Source organism: Aeromonas sp. S2(2024), from assembly GCF_041402505.1.
Classification (GTDB): Bacteria; Pseudomonadota; Gammaproteobacteria; order Enterobacterales; family Aeromonadaceae; genus Aeromonas; species Aeromonas media.
Genome location: NZ_JBGLRL010000031.1, coordinates 13,580 through 28,897, shown reverse-complemented (window position 1 = coordinate 28,897; position 15,318 = coordinate 13,580). Strand labels below are relative to the sequence as shown.

Annotated in this window: 11 protein-coding genes and 2 tRNA genes; 6 read left to right on the top strand and 7 right to left on the bottom strand. The window is 62.2% G+C overall.

Going from position 1 to position 15,318, the window contains the following annotated elements; all coding sequences use genetic code 11:
* Positions 1-892 precede the first annotated feature (892 nt).
* A tRNA-Phe gene (locus ACB039_RS19890) sits at positions 893-968 on the top strand.
* 5 nt (positions 969-973) lie between these two features.
* Positions 974-1,049 (top strand) — tRNA-Asn (locus ACB039_RS19885).
* Between the two features lie 64 nt (positions 1,050-1,113).
* On the opposite strand, the gene ACB039_RS19880 is transcribed toward ACB039_RS19885, so the two are convergent.
* On the bottom strand, positions 1,114-1,335 hold the full coding sequence (locus tag ACB039_RS19880) for a hypothetical protein (protein WP_080675078.1): 222 nt from the start codon (positions 1,333-1,335) through the stop codon (positions 1,114-1,116).
* A 472-nt stretch (positions 1,336-1,807) separates the two neighbouring features.
* Here ACB039_RS19880 and ACB039_RS19875 point away from each other — a divergent pair, with 472 nt between their 5' ends.
* Positions 1,808-3,085 carry an alpha/beta hydrolase gene (locus tag ACB039_RS19875; protein ID WP_371166282.1) on the top strand — a complete coding sequence of 426 codons (1,278 nt, stop codon included), beginning with the start codon at positions 1,808-1,810 and terminating at the stop codon, positions 3,083-3,085.
* 99 nt (positions 3,086-3,184) lie between these two features.
* Positions 3,185-6,748, top strand: coding sequence for an ATP-binding cassette domain-containing protein (locus ACB039_RS19870; protein ID WP_371166281.1), 3,564 nt, complete (start codon positions 3,185-3,187; stop codon positions 6,746-6,748).
* Between the two features lie 52 nt (positions 6,749-6,800).
* Here the strand turns inward: ACB039_RS19870 and ACB039_RS19865 are convergent, their stop codons facing one another.
* From ACB039_RS19865 to trmB, 5 genes are all read right to left on the bottom strand, one after another.
* Positions 6,801-7,010 (bottom strand): YgdI/YgdR family lipoprotein, encoded by a 210-nt coding sequence (locus tag ACB039_RS19865; protein WP_182787760.1) that lies wholly within the window; start codon positions 7,008-7,010, stop codon positions 6,801-6,803.
* Positions 7,011-7,198: 188 nt separating this feature from the next.
* Entirely contained in the window at positions 7,199-8,482 is a 1,284-nt protein-coding gene (locus tag ACB039_RS19860; protein ID WP_371166283.1) for a rhodanese-like domain-containing protein, read from the bottom strand.
* A gap of 38 nt (positions 8,483-8,520) precedes the next feature.
* Positions 8,521-9,441 (bottom strand): glutaminase B, encoded by a 921-nt coding sequence (glsB, locus tag ACB039_RS19855; RefSeq protein WP_371166280.1) that lies wholly within the window; start codon positions 9,439-9,441, stop codon positions 8,521-8,523.
* Positions 9,442-9,538: 97 nt separating this feature from the next.
* Complete coding sequence (locus ACB039_RS19850) at positions 9,539-9,871, bottom strand: YggL family protein (RefSeq protein WP_106887723.1); 333 nt, start codon at positions 9,869-9,871, stop codon at positions 9,539-9,541.
* A 43-nt stretch (positions 9,872-9,914) separates the two neighbouring features.
* Positions 9,915-10,628: a tRNA (guanosine(46)-N7)-methyltransferase TrmB gene (gene trmB, locus ACB039_RS19845; RefSeq protein WP_139436010.1), complete on the bottom strand. Its 714-nt coding sequence runs from the start codon at positions 10,626-10,628 to the stop codon at positions 9,915-9,917.
* A 277-nt stretch (positions 10,629-10,905) separates the two neighbouring features.
* Between trmB and ACB039_RS19840 the strand changes: the two genes are divergently transcribed.
* Complete coding sequence (locus ACB039_RS19840; protein WP_106887725.1) at positions 10,906-11,973, top strand: M28 family metallopeptidase; 1,068 nt, start codon at positions 10,906-10,908, stop codon at positions 11,971-11,973.
* A gap of 245 nt (positions 11,974-12,218) precedes the next feature.
* Positions 12,219-13,400: a PLP-dependent aminotransferase family protein gene (locus ACB039_RS19835; protein WP_371166279.1), complete on the top strand. Its 1,182-nt coding sequence runs from the start codon at positions 12,219-12,221 to the stop codon at positions 13,398-13,400.
* Positions 13,401-13,528: 128 nt separating this feature from the next.
* Here ACB039_RS19835 and ACB039_RS19830 read toward each other — a convergent pair whose 3' ends face one another.
* Positions 13,529-15,079 (bottom strand): EAL domain-containing protein, encoded by a 1,551-nt coding sequence (locus ACB039_RS19830; protein ID WP_371166278.1) that lies wholly within the window; start codon positions 15,077-15,079, stop codon positions 13,529-13,531.
* Between the last annotated feature and the right edge of the window lie 239 nt (positions 15,080-15,318).

Genomic DNA, 15,318 nt, shown 5'->3' with positions numbered 1-15,318 from the left:
TGATGGATTACTACAACTGGCGGCGTCCACATCAACACAATGACGGGATCGCGCCAGCAAAAGCCGAGGATCGGCCTAACCAAGTGTCCGGATTTAGTTGACCACTACACGTCCACTCCACGAGAGGTTTTTTTCTGCACCTTGGCATTCGAAGTTATTAGTTGTTTTTCCACAACGGCCCCCTTGATACGAACTGCCGGATGGCTGTTCTGGGACGCATTTTGCATTTCCATATCCAAATAACAACTGCACAGAAAGTGCGCAAGATATTGATATTTTGAGCGTTTTTTATTTGCAAAGACTCTGGAGGCAGTCAAAGACTGGCGATTCAAAAAGTAAAATCGGATCCCCCAGCAAATTAAGGACTTTTGAAAGCCAGCGATAAACAGCCCTCATTTGAAGGGAAATCGTGACTTATCCACAGGTAAAATCTATGTCACGAAATGATTTTAAATCTATTAAATGAATTTATTTTGCATTTTCAATCTAAAAAAATCATGATTTTTTTAGATTATTCTTCATGATTTGTCTTCAGGGCTGACACTCAGACGATCTGGCAACCGGAGGTACAGAGGCACCGACACACTCCACCTGTCTGGTCAATTTCTGGTAACTTTTCAGCGCACAAAAAACATGCACGTTGGTTCATCAGTTTTTTGACAAAAAATGGGCTCACTTGTTGGAGGCTCGGGACGTGTGAGAGAGCGAAAAGGCAATTCTATAAAGGGAAAAATCCTCGATAGGAGAACCTACCGACAACCGGATCCCGGTGTGGAGTCAGGGACTCCTTGCACAGTATCTCGCCACTTGGTTCACCCTATGCAAAAACATGCCAGAAACTGGGGCTGCAAGGTTGACACCCCAGTCCAGAAAGGGTTTAATGCGCGCCGTTGCCCAGATAGCTCAGTCGGTAGAGCAGGGGATTGAAAATCCCCGTGTCGGCGGTTCGATTCCGTCTCTGGGCACCAATAATTCCTCCTTAGTTCAGTCGGTAGAACGGCGGACTGTTAATCCGTATGTCGCTGGTTCAAGTCCAGCAGGAGGAGCCAAATTCGAAAGGCCCGCTCATCTGAGCGGGCCTTTCTGCATCTCCCCTTCCCGAAATGTCATCCCCTAATAGCGATTCTCGTCACCGTGCCAGACATGACCGGCAGAACATGCCCGGGCGACCTCGTGACAAGGATCATCGGCATGAGAGCGGAAGAAGTGCTGATCTTGTTGCAGCAGGAGCGAACTCATCGAGTGGCTGATACCGGCCAGAGCCTCGCCAGCGGTCAATCCTGCAACCCGGTGATCTGTGGCCAAATGAGCCAGTACCCTTTCACGACTATTCATGATCGCCTCCCTCTGTGGATCCCGTCGTAAATTGACCATAGCAGCAGGTATCAGACTACCGCAAACCCGCACCATTAAAGGGCTCCAGGCCGGTCCAGGTCTGTCGGGAAAGGGGACAAATGAAGAGGCCCACCCTGTCGGACGGGCCTTCCATACCTGCTAGCCGCCGTTACAGGCCGCCAGCAACAGGGTCGCCCCGCAGGTGGCGCTGAATACCAGCAACCCCGCCTGCAGCACTCCCTCAGGATCCGTCTCTTTTCTTCTCTTTCTGAACCTTGTCCATCGCGGCTTCATCGAGCCCACCTCGTCCTGTTGTGTCCAGCTCCCCTGCCCTCTTCGGCAGGCCGCTCATCTTGATCCCGGTTCAGCTCAAGGTCAATCGGGCCGCTCATTATCGGGAAAACCGGCGTGACCCTTCTGCGAGCCAGGGCTATGATGAGGCCGACGATTTCCGACCTCAGGGAGACCCCAGATGAGCAGCCCCTTGCACTACGTGCTGGATGGCATCCATTGCGAGCCACACTTCTTCACCGTGCCCCTTGACCACCAGAAACCGGATGACGAGAAGAGTATTACCCTGTTTGGCCGCACTCTCTGTCGCCAAGACAAGCTGAACGATGAGCTACCCTGGCTGCTCTATCTGCAGGGAGGGCCGGGCTTTGGCGCTCCGCGCCCGACCGCGAGCGGCGGCTGGATCAAGCGAGCCCTGCAGGAGTTTCGGGTGCTGCTGCTCGACCAGCGCGGCACCGGCCACTCCACCCCCATCAGTGCCGAGGCGCTGGCAGGGCTCACCCCGGGGGAGCAGGCCGACTACCTCGGCCATTTTCGCGCCGACAGCATAGTGCGGGACGCCGAATACATTCGCGAGACCCTGAGCCCGGACCGGCCCTGGAGCCTGCTTGGCCAGAGCTTCGGCGGCTTTTGCAGCCTCACCTATCTCTCCCTGTTCCCAGGCAGCCTGCACGAGGTCTACCTCACTGGCGGCGTGGCCCCCATAGGTCGCAGCGCGGACGAGGTCTACCGCGCCACCTATCAACGGGTGGCAGACAAGAATCGCACCTTCTTCGCCCGCTTCCCCCATGCCCAGGCCATCGCCAACCGGCTGGCGACTCACCTGCACCGCCACGATGTGCGCCTGCCCAACGGCCAGCGCCTGACGGTGGAGCAGTTGCAGCAGCAGGGGCTGGATCTCGGCGCCAGCGGCGCCTTCGAGGAGCTCTACTACCTGCTGGAGGATGCCTTCATCGGCGAGAAGCTCAACCCCGCCTTCCTCTACAAGGTGCAGGCCATGCAACCGTTCAACACCAATCCGGTGTTCGCCATTTTGCACGAGGCCATCTATTGCGAAGGAGCTGCCAGCAACTGGGCGGCCGAGCGGGTCAGGGGCGAGTTCCCGGCCCTGGCCTGGGCGCCCGGCAAGGATTTCACCTTCACCGGCGAGATGATCTTCCCCTGGATGTTCGAGCAGTTCCGCGAGCTGATGCCGCTCAAGGAGGCCGCTCATCTACTGGCCAAAAAGGCCGATTGGGGCCCCCTCTACGACCAGGCGCAGCTGGCTAAGAACCCGGTGCCGGTGGCCTGCGCCGTCTATGCCGAGGACATGTACGTGGAGTTCGACTACAGCCGCGATACCCTCAGGGGCCTTGGCAACAGCCGCGCCTGGATCACCAACGAGTACGAGCACAACGGCCTGAGAGTCGACGGCGAGCAGATCCTGGACAGGCTCATCCGCTTGAACCGGGACTGCTGATCCCGCTCGGGTGACGCGCCCGCCATAACAAGAATATCGAGGGCGGCCCATGAGCCGCCCCGCCCTGTCGGAAGCAACACAAAACAACAAGGACACCCTTTGGATCATCCGGAAACCTCGGCCGGCTGGCTGAGCCGCCTCTTCTATCACTGGACGGGCCCGCTGCAACGCAAGGGGCTGACCGAGCCCCAGGTCGGTCTCGACGATCTCTACCCCCTGCTGCCGGAAGACAGGCGCGACGCGCGGGCCGATGCCTTCCTCGCGCTCACCGCCGCTGCGCCGGTGCGCCCCTGGCCCATCATGGCCTTCATCTGGCACCACTACCGCCGCCGTATCGGCCTGCTCACCCTGTTGCAGCTGATCGGCATGCTGGCCACCCTGGCCAGCCCCTGGCTGCTCAACCACAGCATGACCCAGCTCGGCACCGGGGCCAGCACAGGCCACAAGCTGCTGCTCGCTTTCGCCCTGTTTGCCTCGGTGCTTGCCGCCGGCATGCTGGCGGAGCACTCCCTGCAGCTGGCGCTCAAGATGCACGTCCCCATTCGCCGCCTGCTGGCCGAGTCCCTGCTCGCCAAGGTGATGAAACTCGGCGGCAAGAGCTTCGATGACAGGGCCGGTGGCCGGGTACAGAACCTCATCAACCGGGACGTGTGGGACATCACCTGGATATTGGCGGATCCCGCCATGCCGCTCACCATGGCGCTGCAGCTGGCGGGCACCATAGCCCTGCTGGTATGGCAGGTGGGCAGCGCCGGCCTGGTGGGCTTTGCGGTGCTCACCCTGCTGCTGCTGCTCTCCACCCGGGTGGTGCGCCGCATGAACCAGCAGGAGCAGCAGCTCAAGCGCCAGCAGGACGAGCGCAACGGCATACTGGCGGAATACATCAAGAAGCTGCGGCTGGTGCGCCAGAACGGTCTCGGCACCTTCTTCACCCGGGCGGCCAACACCAAGCGCCAGCAGGAACTCGTGGTGCTCGGCCGGGTACTCAAGCTCGATGCCATCAACAGCTTCCTGATGATGAGCACCCCGCTGCTGGTGACGCTCGCCACCTTCACCACCTATCTGGCCTCGGGCCAGAGCCTGACTCTGCCCCAGGTGTTCACCACCATCGCCCTGTTCGCCGTGCTGCGGATACCCATGATGCGGCTGCCCTACCTCATCCGCACCCTGATCAACTTCAATACGGGCTTCAACCGGCTGTGCGAGTTCTTGAATGGCCCGGAGCAGCATCGGGATCTCACCGACCCCAGCCTGCCGGCAGGCAGCCTGCGGCTCGACCGCGTCACCGCCCTGCACCAGCAAAAAATGGTGTTGCAGGACGTCAGCCTCAGCATCCAGCCGGGGGAGCTGGTGGGGATCACCGGGGCGACCGGCGCGGGCAAGAGCTGCCTGCTGCACCTGGTCGCCGGTTTTGACAACGACTTCGAGGGGAGCATCCGCCGCAACGGCCGGGTGGCGCATCTGGGCCACAAACCCTGGCTGATGAACGACAGCATCCGCAACAACATCCTGTTCGGCCAACCCTGGCACGAGGAGCGCTACCACTGGGTGCTCGGTGCCTGCGCCCTCACCACGGATCTGGGACTGCTGAGCCACAGGGATCAGACTCTGGTGGGCGAGCTCGGCACCCGCCTCTCCGGCGGTCAGCAGCAGCGAGTCGCCCTGGCCCGCGCCCTCTATGCAGAGGCCGACATCCTGCTGCTGGACAACCCCCTGTCAGCACTGGACCCCATCGTCTCGGCCCAGGTGCTGGAGCAGGGGCTCGCCTTCAAACCGGGACCGACCCGGCTGCTGGTGAGCCACGATCCGGACGTGCTGGCCCACTGCGATCGGGTGATCCGTATCGAGCAGGGCCGGCTGGTGGAGCTCGACGCCCGCCAGTTGGCGGATCTTATCCAGCATCCGCTCCCCACCCCCATGGTGGCGCCTCAGGAGGCGGAGCAGTTCAGCGAAGAAAAAGTGGTGGAAGGCAAGGTGGACTGGGGGCTGTTCGGCTTCATGTGGCAGCGCCTGGCCGCCCCCGGCGCCATCCTGATCGCCCTGCTACTCACCCTGGGTCAGGAGGGGCTGCGCATCGCCTCGGATCTCTGGCTCGGCGGCAAGGCCGAGGTGAGCGATGTGGGCACCCTGCTCGGCATCTATGTGCTGTTGGGGGCGGGCTCCCTCGTCTGCATCATGGTGGTGCGGGTCATCAACTACAAACTCGGCCTCAAGCTGGCCTGGACCCTGTTCGACGGCATGCTGGGCCGCATCAGCCGCGCCCCCATGGCCTTCTTCGACAAGGTGCCCCAGGGGCGCATCCTCAACCGCTTCGACCGGGATCTCGGGGAGGCCCAGGAGGTGCTGCTCTCCATGCTGATGGGGCTGTTCGGCATGTTGGTCTCTGTGCTGCTGCAGGTGGTGGTCATCGGCATCAACATTCCCCTGCTGCTGCTCATCGCCCCCCTGGTGGGCTGGGCGCTCTACGTGCTGCAACGGCGCTACCGGGCGGTGCAGCTCAAGCTGCGGCGCCAGTCCTCGGTGCTACGTTCCCCGCTCTACATCAGCATCAGCGAGACCATTCGCGGTGCCCCCGCCCTGCGTCTGGCCGGGGCCGAGCGCTTCGCCCTGGATCAGGTGCTGCATCACTATGACAACAACCTGCGCAGCTGGTACACCACCACCTCCATCAACCGCTGGCTCGGCATGCACCAGACCCTGCTCTCCGCCGCCCTGGTGGGGGCAGTGGCACTGATGGTGGCCTTTGGCAACAGCCCGCTGCTGGGAGCCGTGGCCATCACCTACGCCTTCACCGCCTCGGCCATGCTCAACTCCCTGATCCGTACCTTCGCCGAGGTGGAACAGGTGATGAACGCAGTGGAGCGGGTGCGTGAATACAGCGAGATAGAGAGCGAGCGCCAGGAGGGAGAGGCCCTCGCCACGCCCCATCCGGCGGTGCGTTTTGACAACCTGGGACTGCGCTACCCGGGTGCGAGCCAGTGGGCCCTGCACAGGATCAACTTCGAGCTTGCCCCTGGCGAGAAGGTGGGGGTCTGTGGCCGTACTGGGGCGGGCAAGAGCTCCCTGCTCGGGGTGCTGCAGGCCATGTACCCGGCCTCCCAGGGAGAGATTTACTACGGCGAGCAGCCGCTCTCTGCCCTGGCGCCGGAGGCGGTGCGCGCACTCTATGACACCGTCTCCCAGATCCCCCTCACCTTCTTCGGCACCCTGCGCGCGAATCTCTCCCCCCTGAGCGAGCAGAGCGACGCCGCGCTGGAACAGGCGCTGGCCCGGGTCGGCCTGGCCGAACGCTGCGCTGGCCGGCTGGACGAAGATCTCGACAGGCTGCAACTCTCCGCCGGCGAGACCCAGTTGCTGGTCATCGCCCGCATTCTGCTGTCGCACTGCCCGCTCATCGTGCTGGACGAGGCCACCTCGGATCTCAGTCACGGCGGCATGCGCAAGATGGCGGAGTTACTTTATCGCTACCGGCCCGAGGCCAGCTATCTGGTGATCGCCCACCATCTGGAGCCGCTGCTGTCGGTGGACAAAGTCGTGGTGATGGAGGCAGGTACCGTGGTGGAGCAGGGATCGCCGGTCAGCCTGCTGGCCAATCCGGGCTCCCGCTTCCATCAGCTGTTCGCCGGTCAGGTGAACCGCCAGGTGGGAGAGCTGACGGGCTGAAGCAAGGAGGGCTGCCCCAGGGCAGCCCTCCTTTCACCACAGTCACAAGGTATCAGCGCTCCATGATCTGGGTAACATCGTCCTGCTTGATCATGACCTCCCGCCCCTCGGCATCGTAGTAGCGGTACATGCCGGTGCTCTCGTCCAGCTTGGGCTTGCTGTCGGTGGTGATCATCTTTCCGTCCTTGGTACTCATTATGTATTGGGAGCTGCATGCCACCAGCCCCAAGGCACACACCATGATCATCATCAGCTTTTTCATCTGCTTTAATCTCCGCTTTCATCCTCACCTCAAGGACGTCTGTTGAAGATTAGTTCAATGAAATCAATCCGTTCAAAAAACTCTGCAAAACTGGATCCATATCAAGAATCAACTCCCCATCTCAGCCCCCTGAATGCTCAAAGGCCGGACATGAGTCCGGCCTTTGACTGGGCAACGTATCCGCGTCATCAGCCCTGTGGCTTGCGCTCACCTGTGACTGTGGGGTTCTTGGGGTCTGAGCTCCACTCGTACCAGCCGCCGTCGTAGACGCTGATCCGCTTCCAGTCCATCAGCCAGGCGTAGAAGAAGGCCTCGGAGGCGCGCCAGCCGGTGCCGCAGTAGAAGGCGGCCTGCTGGGTGGGCGCTATGTCCCACTGGTCCCACATGGCGAGGATCTCACGGGCCGGCTTCATGGTGCCGTCCGGGTTGTGGAAGTCGCTCATGCTGTTGGCATCCACGCCACCGTGACCCCACTTGGCCCCAGGGATGTCGCCCTTGGGCTTGATGTAGCTGTAGCCGGAGGTGTTGCCGACAAACTCGTCCCAGGTGCGCACGCTGACCAGGGCGCTATCGGGCTGCTTGAGCAGCTCTTTCGCCTGACTTAGCGTGGTGTAATACTCGGGGTGGGCCGGAATGGTCACGCCAAACTCCTTCACCGGCTCAAACTTGTTGGCCAGGCCGGTCTCGGTGCGCAGGTGCTGCACGAACCAGGCATCCAGGCCGCCGTCCAGCAGGCGTACGTCTTCCACCCCGGCATACATCATCAGGTGAGCGGCACGGGCCGCCGCCATGGTGTTGCGACCGTAGAGGATGACGGTGGTGTCGTGGCGGATGCCGTTCTCCAGCAGCAACTGCTTGAGGGCTTCGTCAGACACCTTGTTCCACAGCGGCTCCTCTTCCAGGCGGTTGGTGTCGATGTAACCGGCCCCCGGGATGTGGCTCAGCAGATAAGCCTTGGGGGCACCCCAGTCGACTTCAAAGACCTTCCAGTCCCCCTTGGGGGCGGCGGCTACCGGCTTGCCTGCCTGCAGATCGGCGAGCCAGAGCGGGTAGACCAGCTGCTGCCAGCGGGCCAGGTGCTCGCGCGGCGCACTCTGCCAGCCCTGCAGCTCGAACAGTTGCTTGATGCCCTGCTGGCGCAGCAGGCGGGCCACCTCGGCCACTTCCCGCGGGGCGCCGTAGAGGGCAACCGGCAGATCGGCCTTCAGCCCCTTGCTCGCGAGCGCCTTGGGCCACTCTTCGTCACTGTATTTCCACTCGGCGGAGAGGTTCTCGGCGCCAGCCACGTGGCCCGCCTGCTTCTCGCCCGCCATGGGCCAGCCCTGGTAGAAGTAGCTGGGGCGGGTATCCAGGATCACGGCCTGCTTCGCCTTGGCATCGGCCAGGGAGAGAGGGGGCAGTTCGGCGGCCAGGGCGGGCCAGGCACACCAGAGCAGCAAGGCAGCCAGGCCGCTTCGCCACAGTCCAGTCATTCGTTTCATGATGTTGTCTCGATGCATAGTGAACAAAGTTAAAAAATGGAGCGGCCGAGGCGCTCGGCCAGCAGCTCCAGCGCCGCCGTGCCCGCCAGGGAGTTGCCCGCCTTGTTGAGTTCGGGGGACCAGACGCAGACCGTCAGTTCGCCGGGGATCAGCGCCATTATGCCACCCCCCACCCCGGACTTGCCCGGCATGCCGACCCGGTAGGCGAAGTCGCCAGCCTCGTCATAGAGGCCGCAGGTGGCGAGCAGGGCGTTGACCTGCTTGGTGGTGCGGGCAGGCAAGAGCGATGTGCTTTCGCCGAGCGGCGCGCCGCGGTTGGCCAGGTAGATGAATGCCCGGGCCAGATCGACGCAGCTCATGCGGATGGCGCAGGCATTGAAGTAGCTCTGCAGCACCTTGTCCACCTCGTTCTCGAAGTTGCCATAGGCCTTCATCAGGTAGGCGATGGCGGCGTTGCGGGCGGCGTGCTGATATTCGGAGCGAGCCACCACCTGGTCCGCCATGATGGCAGGATTGCCGCACAGGCGTCGCACCAGCTCCAGGGTGCGTTGGCGCGGGGCGGTGAGCCGGGTCTCCAGCAGATCGCTCACCACCAGGGCGCCGGCATTGATGAAGGGGTTGCGGGGAATACCGTGCTCGAACTCGAGCTGCACCAGGGAGTTGAACGGCTGACCGGACGGCTCCTTGCCCACCCGGGCCCAGATCTCCTCCTCCTGATAGAGGGTAAGCGCCAGCGTCAGGCTCAGGGCCTTGGAGATGCTCTGGATGGAGAAGGGCTCGAAGGCGTCACCGGCGGTGAACAGCTCCCCCTCCACGGTGCAGACAGCGATCCCGAGTCTGTCCGCCGGCACCTGCGCCAGCGCGGGAATGTAATCGGCCACCTTGCCCTGCCCGAGCAGCGGGCGCACCTCTTCCAGGATGCTGGCCAGTAATTCGGATGACAACACCATAGACGATTCCATGACGTGAGACGAGGTGAGGCCAGGCTCACCGACAAAAATCCCGCCGGCGGCGGGATTTTCTATCTGCCCGAGAGGCAGTCAGATATCAGGCCGGCTCACCGTACCAGAGATCGAACAGCTCGGTGACCACCACGGCCTCCATCCCCTTGCCTTCCAGCCAGGCTTTGACGACGGCGCGGTCCTCTTCGGTGCACTTGCCCAGTTGCTGGGTGCAGATCATCCCTTCCCAGGCCAGGTGGCCTGAACCGGCGAAGGCCAGCTTACGGGGTTCAACAACCTCATCGATCATCGCATCGACTACTGCATCGATGGTCTCTTCGGCAGTGCCGACCGGGAAGTTGAAACTGATGTCGAAACCCATTTCCTGGAATTCATCGACGCGCAGTTTCTTACGCAGACGGCGGCTACGATTGGCCATGATAGCTCCTCAAGTTAGTTGATACGCGAGTTGACGTGCCAGCTCAGCTGACACGCTTGAAAATCAGATCCCAGACACCGTGGCCCAGACGATGGCCACGTTGTTCGAATTTGGTCAGCGGACGCCAGTCGGGACGGGGCACCCAGTTGCCGGTGGCGGAGGTGTTCTCGTACCCCTCGGCGGCGCTCATCACTTCCAGCATGTGCTCGGCATAGTTTTCCCAGTCGGTGGCCATGTGGAAGACGCCACCTATGGCGAGCTTCTGGCGGATGTCCTGGGCGAAGGCCGGCTGCACTATGCGGCGCTTGTGGTGACGGCTCTTGTGCCAGGGATCCGGGAAGAAGAGCTGCAGGCAGGAGAGCGAGCCGTTCGGGATCATGTGCTCCAGCACTTCCACCGCATCGTGGCAGATGACGCGCAGGTTGGTGACGCCCGCCTCCTGTGCGGTGCCGAGGCAGGCACCCACGCCAGGGGAGTGCACCTCTATGCCGATGAAGTTCTTCTCTGGGGCATTCCTGGCCATCTCCACCAGGGAGGCGCCCATGCCGAAGCCGATTTCCAGCACCACTGGGGCCTCGCGGCCAAACAGCGCCACCATGTCGAGGGGCTGTGGTGCGAAATCTATGCCCATGACCGGCCAGAGCTCTTCCAGGGCCTTCTCCTGCCCTTTGGTCAGGCGGCCTTCGCGACGGACGAAGCTGCGGATCTTGCGCATGAACTTGCCGTCTTCGTTAAATACATCTTGGGTCACAGGCATAATTGTCTCGTTATTTCATCAATCCGGGTAACAGAACCGGGGTCAATCCGGGTTTAGGCCGACCTGGGTGGTTCGTTATTTCATCAATCGGCAAAAACAGGGGAGCGAATTATCCCAAGATAGGCCCAAGGCGCAAGTGTTTCGCAAAACAAATCCCCCCTGACTGACCAATTCCGCCACTGCGGTTGACAAATGCCACCCCCTTCACAGAATCTGCGGGGCGTCAGGTGCATCCTGACGCGGAAAAATAAAACCATACACAACAAAGGATTGCAGTATGAAAAAAGCCCTTTTGACCCTCGCCATCTCGGCCCTGCTGGCCGGGTGCAACCCCTCGGACAATGACTCCCAGCCCCCCGCCCCTGCCACCCAGGCCTATGAATACCTGGTGCAGCTGAGCTCCAGTGCCGAGGGAATAGGTGCCAGACCCACGGGCACCGAGGCCGAGACCCGCGCCGCCGCCTGGATCCAGGACCATCTGACCGGCTGGGGCTACGAGGTGCAGAACCAGCCCTTCACCTACACCCGAAGCGGCACCGAGAAGCACTCCCAGAACCTGGTCGCCGAGCTCAAGGGCCAGAGTGACAAGGTGATCCTCATCGGCGCCCACTACGACAGCACAGGCGAGAAGAAGGGCTCCGAAGGTGCCACCGACAACGGCGCCGGTGTCGCGGCCCTGCTGGCGGTCGCCGAGGCGCTCAAGGATCAAACCCTGCCCTACACTGTGCGCTTCGCCTTCTTCGGGGCTGAGGAGAACGGCCTCAACGGCTCCAAGGCCTATGCCGCCAGCCTGGATGCCGACGCCGTCGCCAAGCTGCTGGCCATGGTGAACTACGACACCATAGCCGGGGGCGACATCGTCTACGTCCACTCCGCCCATTCGGACGTGGCCGAGTACAGCTGCGCCGAGCCGAGCCGCTACAGCTTCGATCCCAAGGTGCGCGACCGCCTGCTGGCCATCTCCAAGCAGAGCGCCACCCCGTTCGCCATTCACCCCAGCTACGGCGGCTACCCGGAAGGGGAGACCGGCAGCTGGTCGGATCATGCGCCTTTTGCCTGCCTGGGGGTGCCCATCGCCTACGTGGAAGCCACCAACTTCACCATCAACGGGGAAGATGGCTATGACGGCTACTCCCAGAGCACCAACCCGGCGCTGTGGGACTGCTACGACGAGGCCAGCAAGAGCGCCTGCGATCGGGACAGCGAGACCCAGTGGGGCAAGATCTGGCACACAGAGCACGACCGCCTCGACAAGATGGCCGAACTGTTCCCGGGCCGGGTCCAGCAGCAACTCGGTGCCAACACGGATCTGATGATCAGTTTCCTGAAAGAACCCGGGCTCTGAGCACCGAGCCGATGATCTGCGTCTTCAGGCTGAAAGAACCCGGGCTCCAGGCTCAGGGCAGATGAACGTCTGACAGGGGTTTTTGCGCCCCCGGCCAGGGTAGAGACGATAAAATTCGGGCAGGTGCCAAACCTGCCCTTTTTTATGGATTTTTGTGACAGCCATTGCCTCATTTCTGAAATCTGATACAAACGGATAACCTGGCGGTTGAATGGAGCGACCGCCACCTAGTCAGAGAGAACCCTATGCAGCCGTTTTTTGCCCAGCGCTTCGAGAAGGTCGAGCCTTCCTTTATCCGTGAAATCCTGAAAGTCGCCGCCAATCCGGAGATCATCTCCTTCGCCGGTGGCCTGCCCAATCCCCACCTGTTCCCGGTCAAGGCCATAGAGCAAGCCTGCCAGGACGTGCTGCGCGAGCAGGGCGCCGCGGCGCTGCAATATGCCACCACCGAAGGGTTCGCCCCGCTGCGCCAGTACATCGCCGATCGCTACCAGAGTCGCCACGGCATGGTGGTCAACCCGGACAACATCCTCATCACCAGCGGCTCCCAGCAGGCGCTGGATCTGCTGGGCAAGGTGCTGGTGAACGAAGGGCAGGATCTCATCATCGAAGAACCGGGCTACCTGGGTGCCATCCAGGCGTTCTCCGTCTATCAACCGAATTTCAAGCCCATCACCCTGGGGGAAGAGGGACTGGATCTGGCCGCGCTGGATGCGCTGCTGGAGCAGGGTTCCAGCGCCAGGCTGCTGTACGGCGTGCCGAACTTCCAGAACCCGAGCGGGGTCTCCTACAGCCGTGCCAACCGCGAAGCGTTGGCCGAGCGCCTGGTACGCCACGATCTGCTGATGGTGGAAGACGACCCCTATGGCGAGCTGCGCTTCGAGGGGGAACATCTTCCCCCCATCGCCAAGCTGGCGCCGAACAATACCGTGCTGCTCGGCTCCTTCTCCAAGACGGTGGTGCCCGCGTTCCGTCTGGGCTGGATGCTGGTGCCGGACTGGCTGCGCAAGAAGGTGACCATCGCCAAGCAGGCCACGGATCTGCACAGCAACGCCTTCAGCCAGCAGGTGCTGCACCGCTTCCTGACCGATCACTCGCTGGATGCCCATCTGGAGAAGATCAAGGAGGTCTATGGCCGCCAGCGGGCCGCCATGGAGGCCGCCCTGAGCCGTCATTGCCCGCCCGGTGTCAGCTACACCCGTCCCGAGGGAGGCATGTTCCTCTGGCTGACCCTGCCGCCCAGCGTCAGTGCCATGGCCCTGTTCGACGAGGCGATCAAGGAGAAGGTGGCCTTCGTGCCCGGTGCTCCCTTCTATGTGCGCCCCGAGATCCAGAACACCCTGCGCCTGAGCTTCTCCTGCGTGGATGAGGCCACCACGGAAGAGGGCATCAAGCGCCTCTGCCGTGCCCTGGCCCGCATGCTCTGAACCCTCTGAAGATGAAAAAAAACCAGCGACCCGGGTCGCTGGTTTTTTTTATGTCTCGCCGTCAGCCCTTGTGAGGGAGCGAACAGTGGGTGGCAAGCCATGGGCGCCGAGAGCCTTGGCGCGGCCCTTCAGGCTGACGATCCCTTCTGGGCGGGTAGCTGGCTGGCAAAGACCGTCATCGGCATGGGCCTGCCATAGAGGTAACCCTGCTGGAAGTCCACCTTGCGCGCCTTCAGGTAATCGGCCTGCACCTGGGTCTCCACCCCCTCAGCCACCAGCAGCAGACCGAGCCGGGTCGCCAGATCGATGACGTTCTCGACGATGTGGCTGGAGAGCGCATCCGACCCTATCATGCCGACGAAACTCTGATCGATCTTGAGGAAGTCCACCTGGAAGGTCTGCAGATAGGTCAGGCTGGAGTGGCCAGTGCCGAAGTCGTCGATGGCGATGAAGACCCCGAGCTGGTGCAGCTCGGCGAACAGCCGGTCAGTCACCTCGTCCGCCACGATGAGCTCGCGCTCGGTCAACTCCAGCACCAGCTTGATGGGGTTATCCCGGAAGGCATAGATGAAGTCCCGGCAATCGTCCACCAGGCTGAGATCCTTGCAGTGGCTGGCGCTGATGTTGAAACCGAAGTGGAACCCCCCGGGCAACTGGTCCGCTAGGGGGGCAAAGGCCTCTCGCACCTGGGCCATCAGCAACCGGGTCATGGGGACTATGAGGCCGCTGTCCTCTGCGAGCGGAATGAAGCGATCCGGCGAGATCATGCCCTGGCGGGGATGTTGCCAGCGCATCAGCACCTCGCAGCCGCTCCAGTGCGCATCGTCCCCGGTCACCACGGGTTGCAGGTAGGGAATGAACTCCTGCTGATCCAGCGCCCGCTTCAGCTCCTGGGTCGGGGAGGTCGATCGTCCCGTCAACCAGAAGATCCCCACCCCGAACAGCAGGCTCAGCAGGGGATAGACGATGATGCCGACCTTGGAGTAGTCCCAGATATGGGCCCTGTACTCACCGACCGATACCCTGGTCACCACCTTGAACGGATACCTGGTCGAGTGCTCCTCCAGATAGCCCTGGCTACCCGGGGGGATGAGCCTGTCGGTGAGCTGGCTGTCCCGCAGCAGCATCTCCTGGCCGACCACCAGGCCGAGGGGGGAGTTGCGGCTCAGCATGTCCAGAATGTTGAGCAGGTAGTAACCATCTATGCCCACCAGCACGCTGAACGCACCGATCTCCTCCCGGTAGACGATGAGGGGACGATTCGGGGTGACGGGATTGCCCTTCATCAGGTCGAGCTTGCCATCCGCATAGTCGCCCAGCCTGATCTCCCCGCTGACCGGCCCATAGAGGGAGGTGCAGTAGATGGTCGTGCCCTCGGCCAGGTTGACGCTGCGCACATCCGGCACCGTCGCCACCTGATCCCGCAGCCCCTGCACCACCTCGAGGCAGGGTTTGTCCAGGCTGCCACGAAGGGCCGACGCAGCCACTTGGGCGTTGTCCAGAGTACGGTCAAACATCAGCCTGGCATGTTGCAGCCGCGCCACCGCATCCTGCCGCACCCCGGTGGCGGTCTGCCAGACGATGATGGCCAGTCCCAGCACCATGGGCAGCAGACCCGCCAGCAGGGCACAGACCAGCCGGACATAGAATTGACGCACCCTTAAACGACGAAATGGCATAACTGCCCTCATGGTCACGGCGAAAAAGCGGACGAGTTTACTCGCTGCGGTCCGCTTGGCAAGTAATGGTGATGCGTCCAGATACAAAGCGAATGGCGGCATGGTCGACAAATACCACCCCCATCGACGCTTCGTGCCGCCGCCAGCGCAAGGTGCACTAGCCTGCCCCATCGTGAATTTATAATGCTCATAAAAACAGGATCTTGTCCATCCAGCGCCCAGCCTCTAGAGTAGAGCGA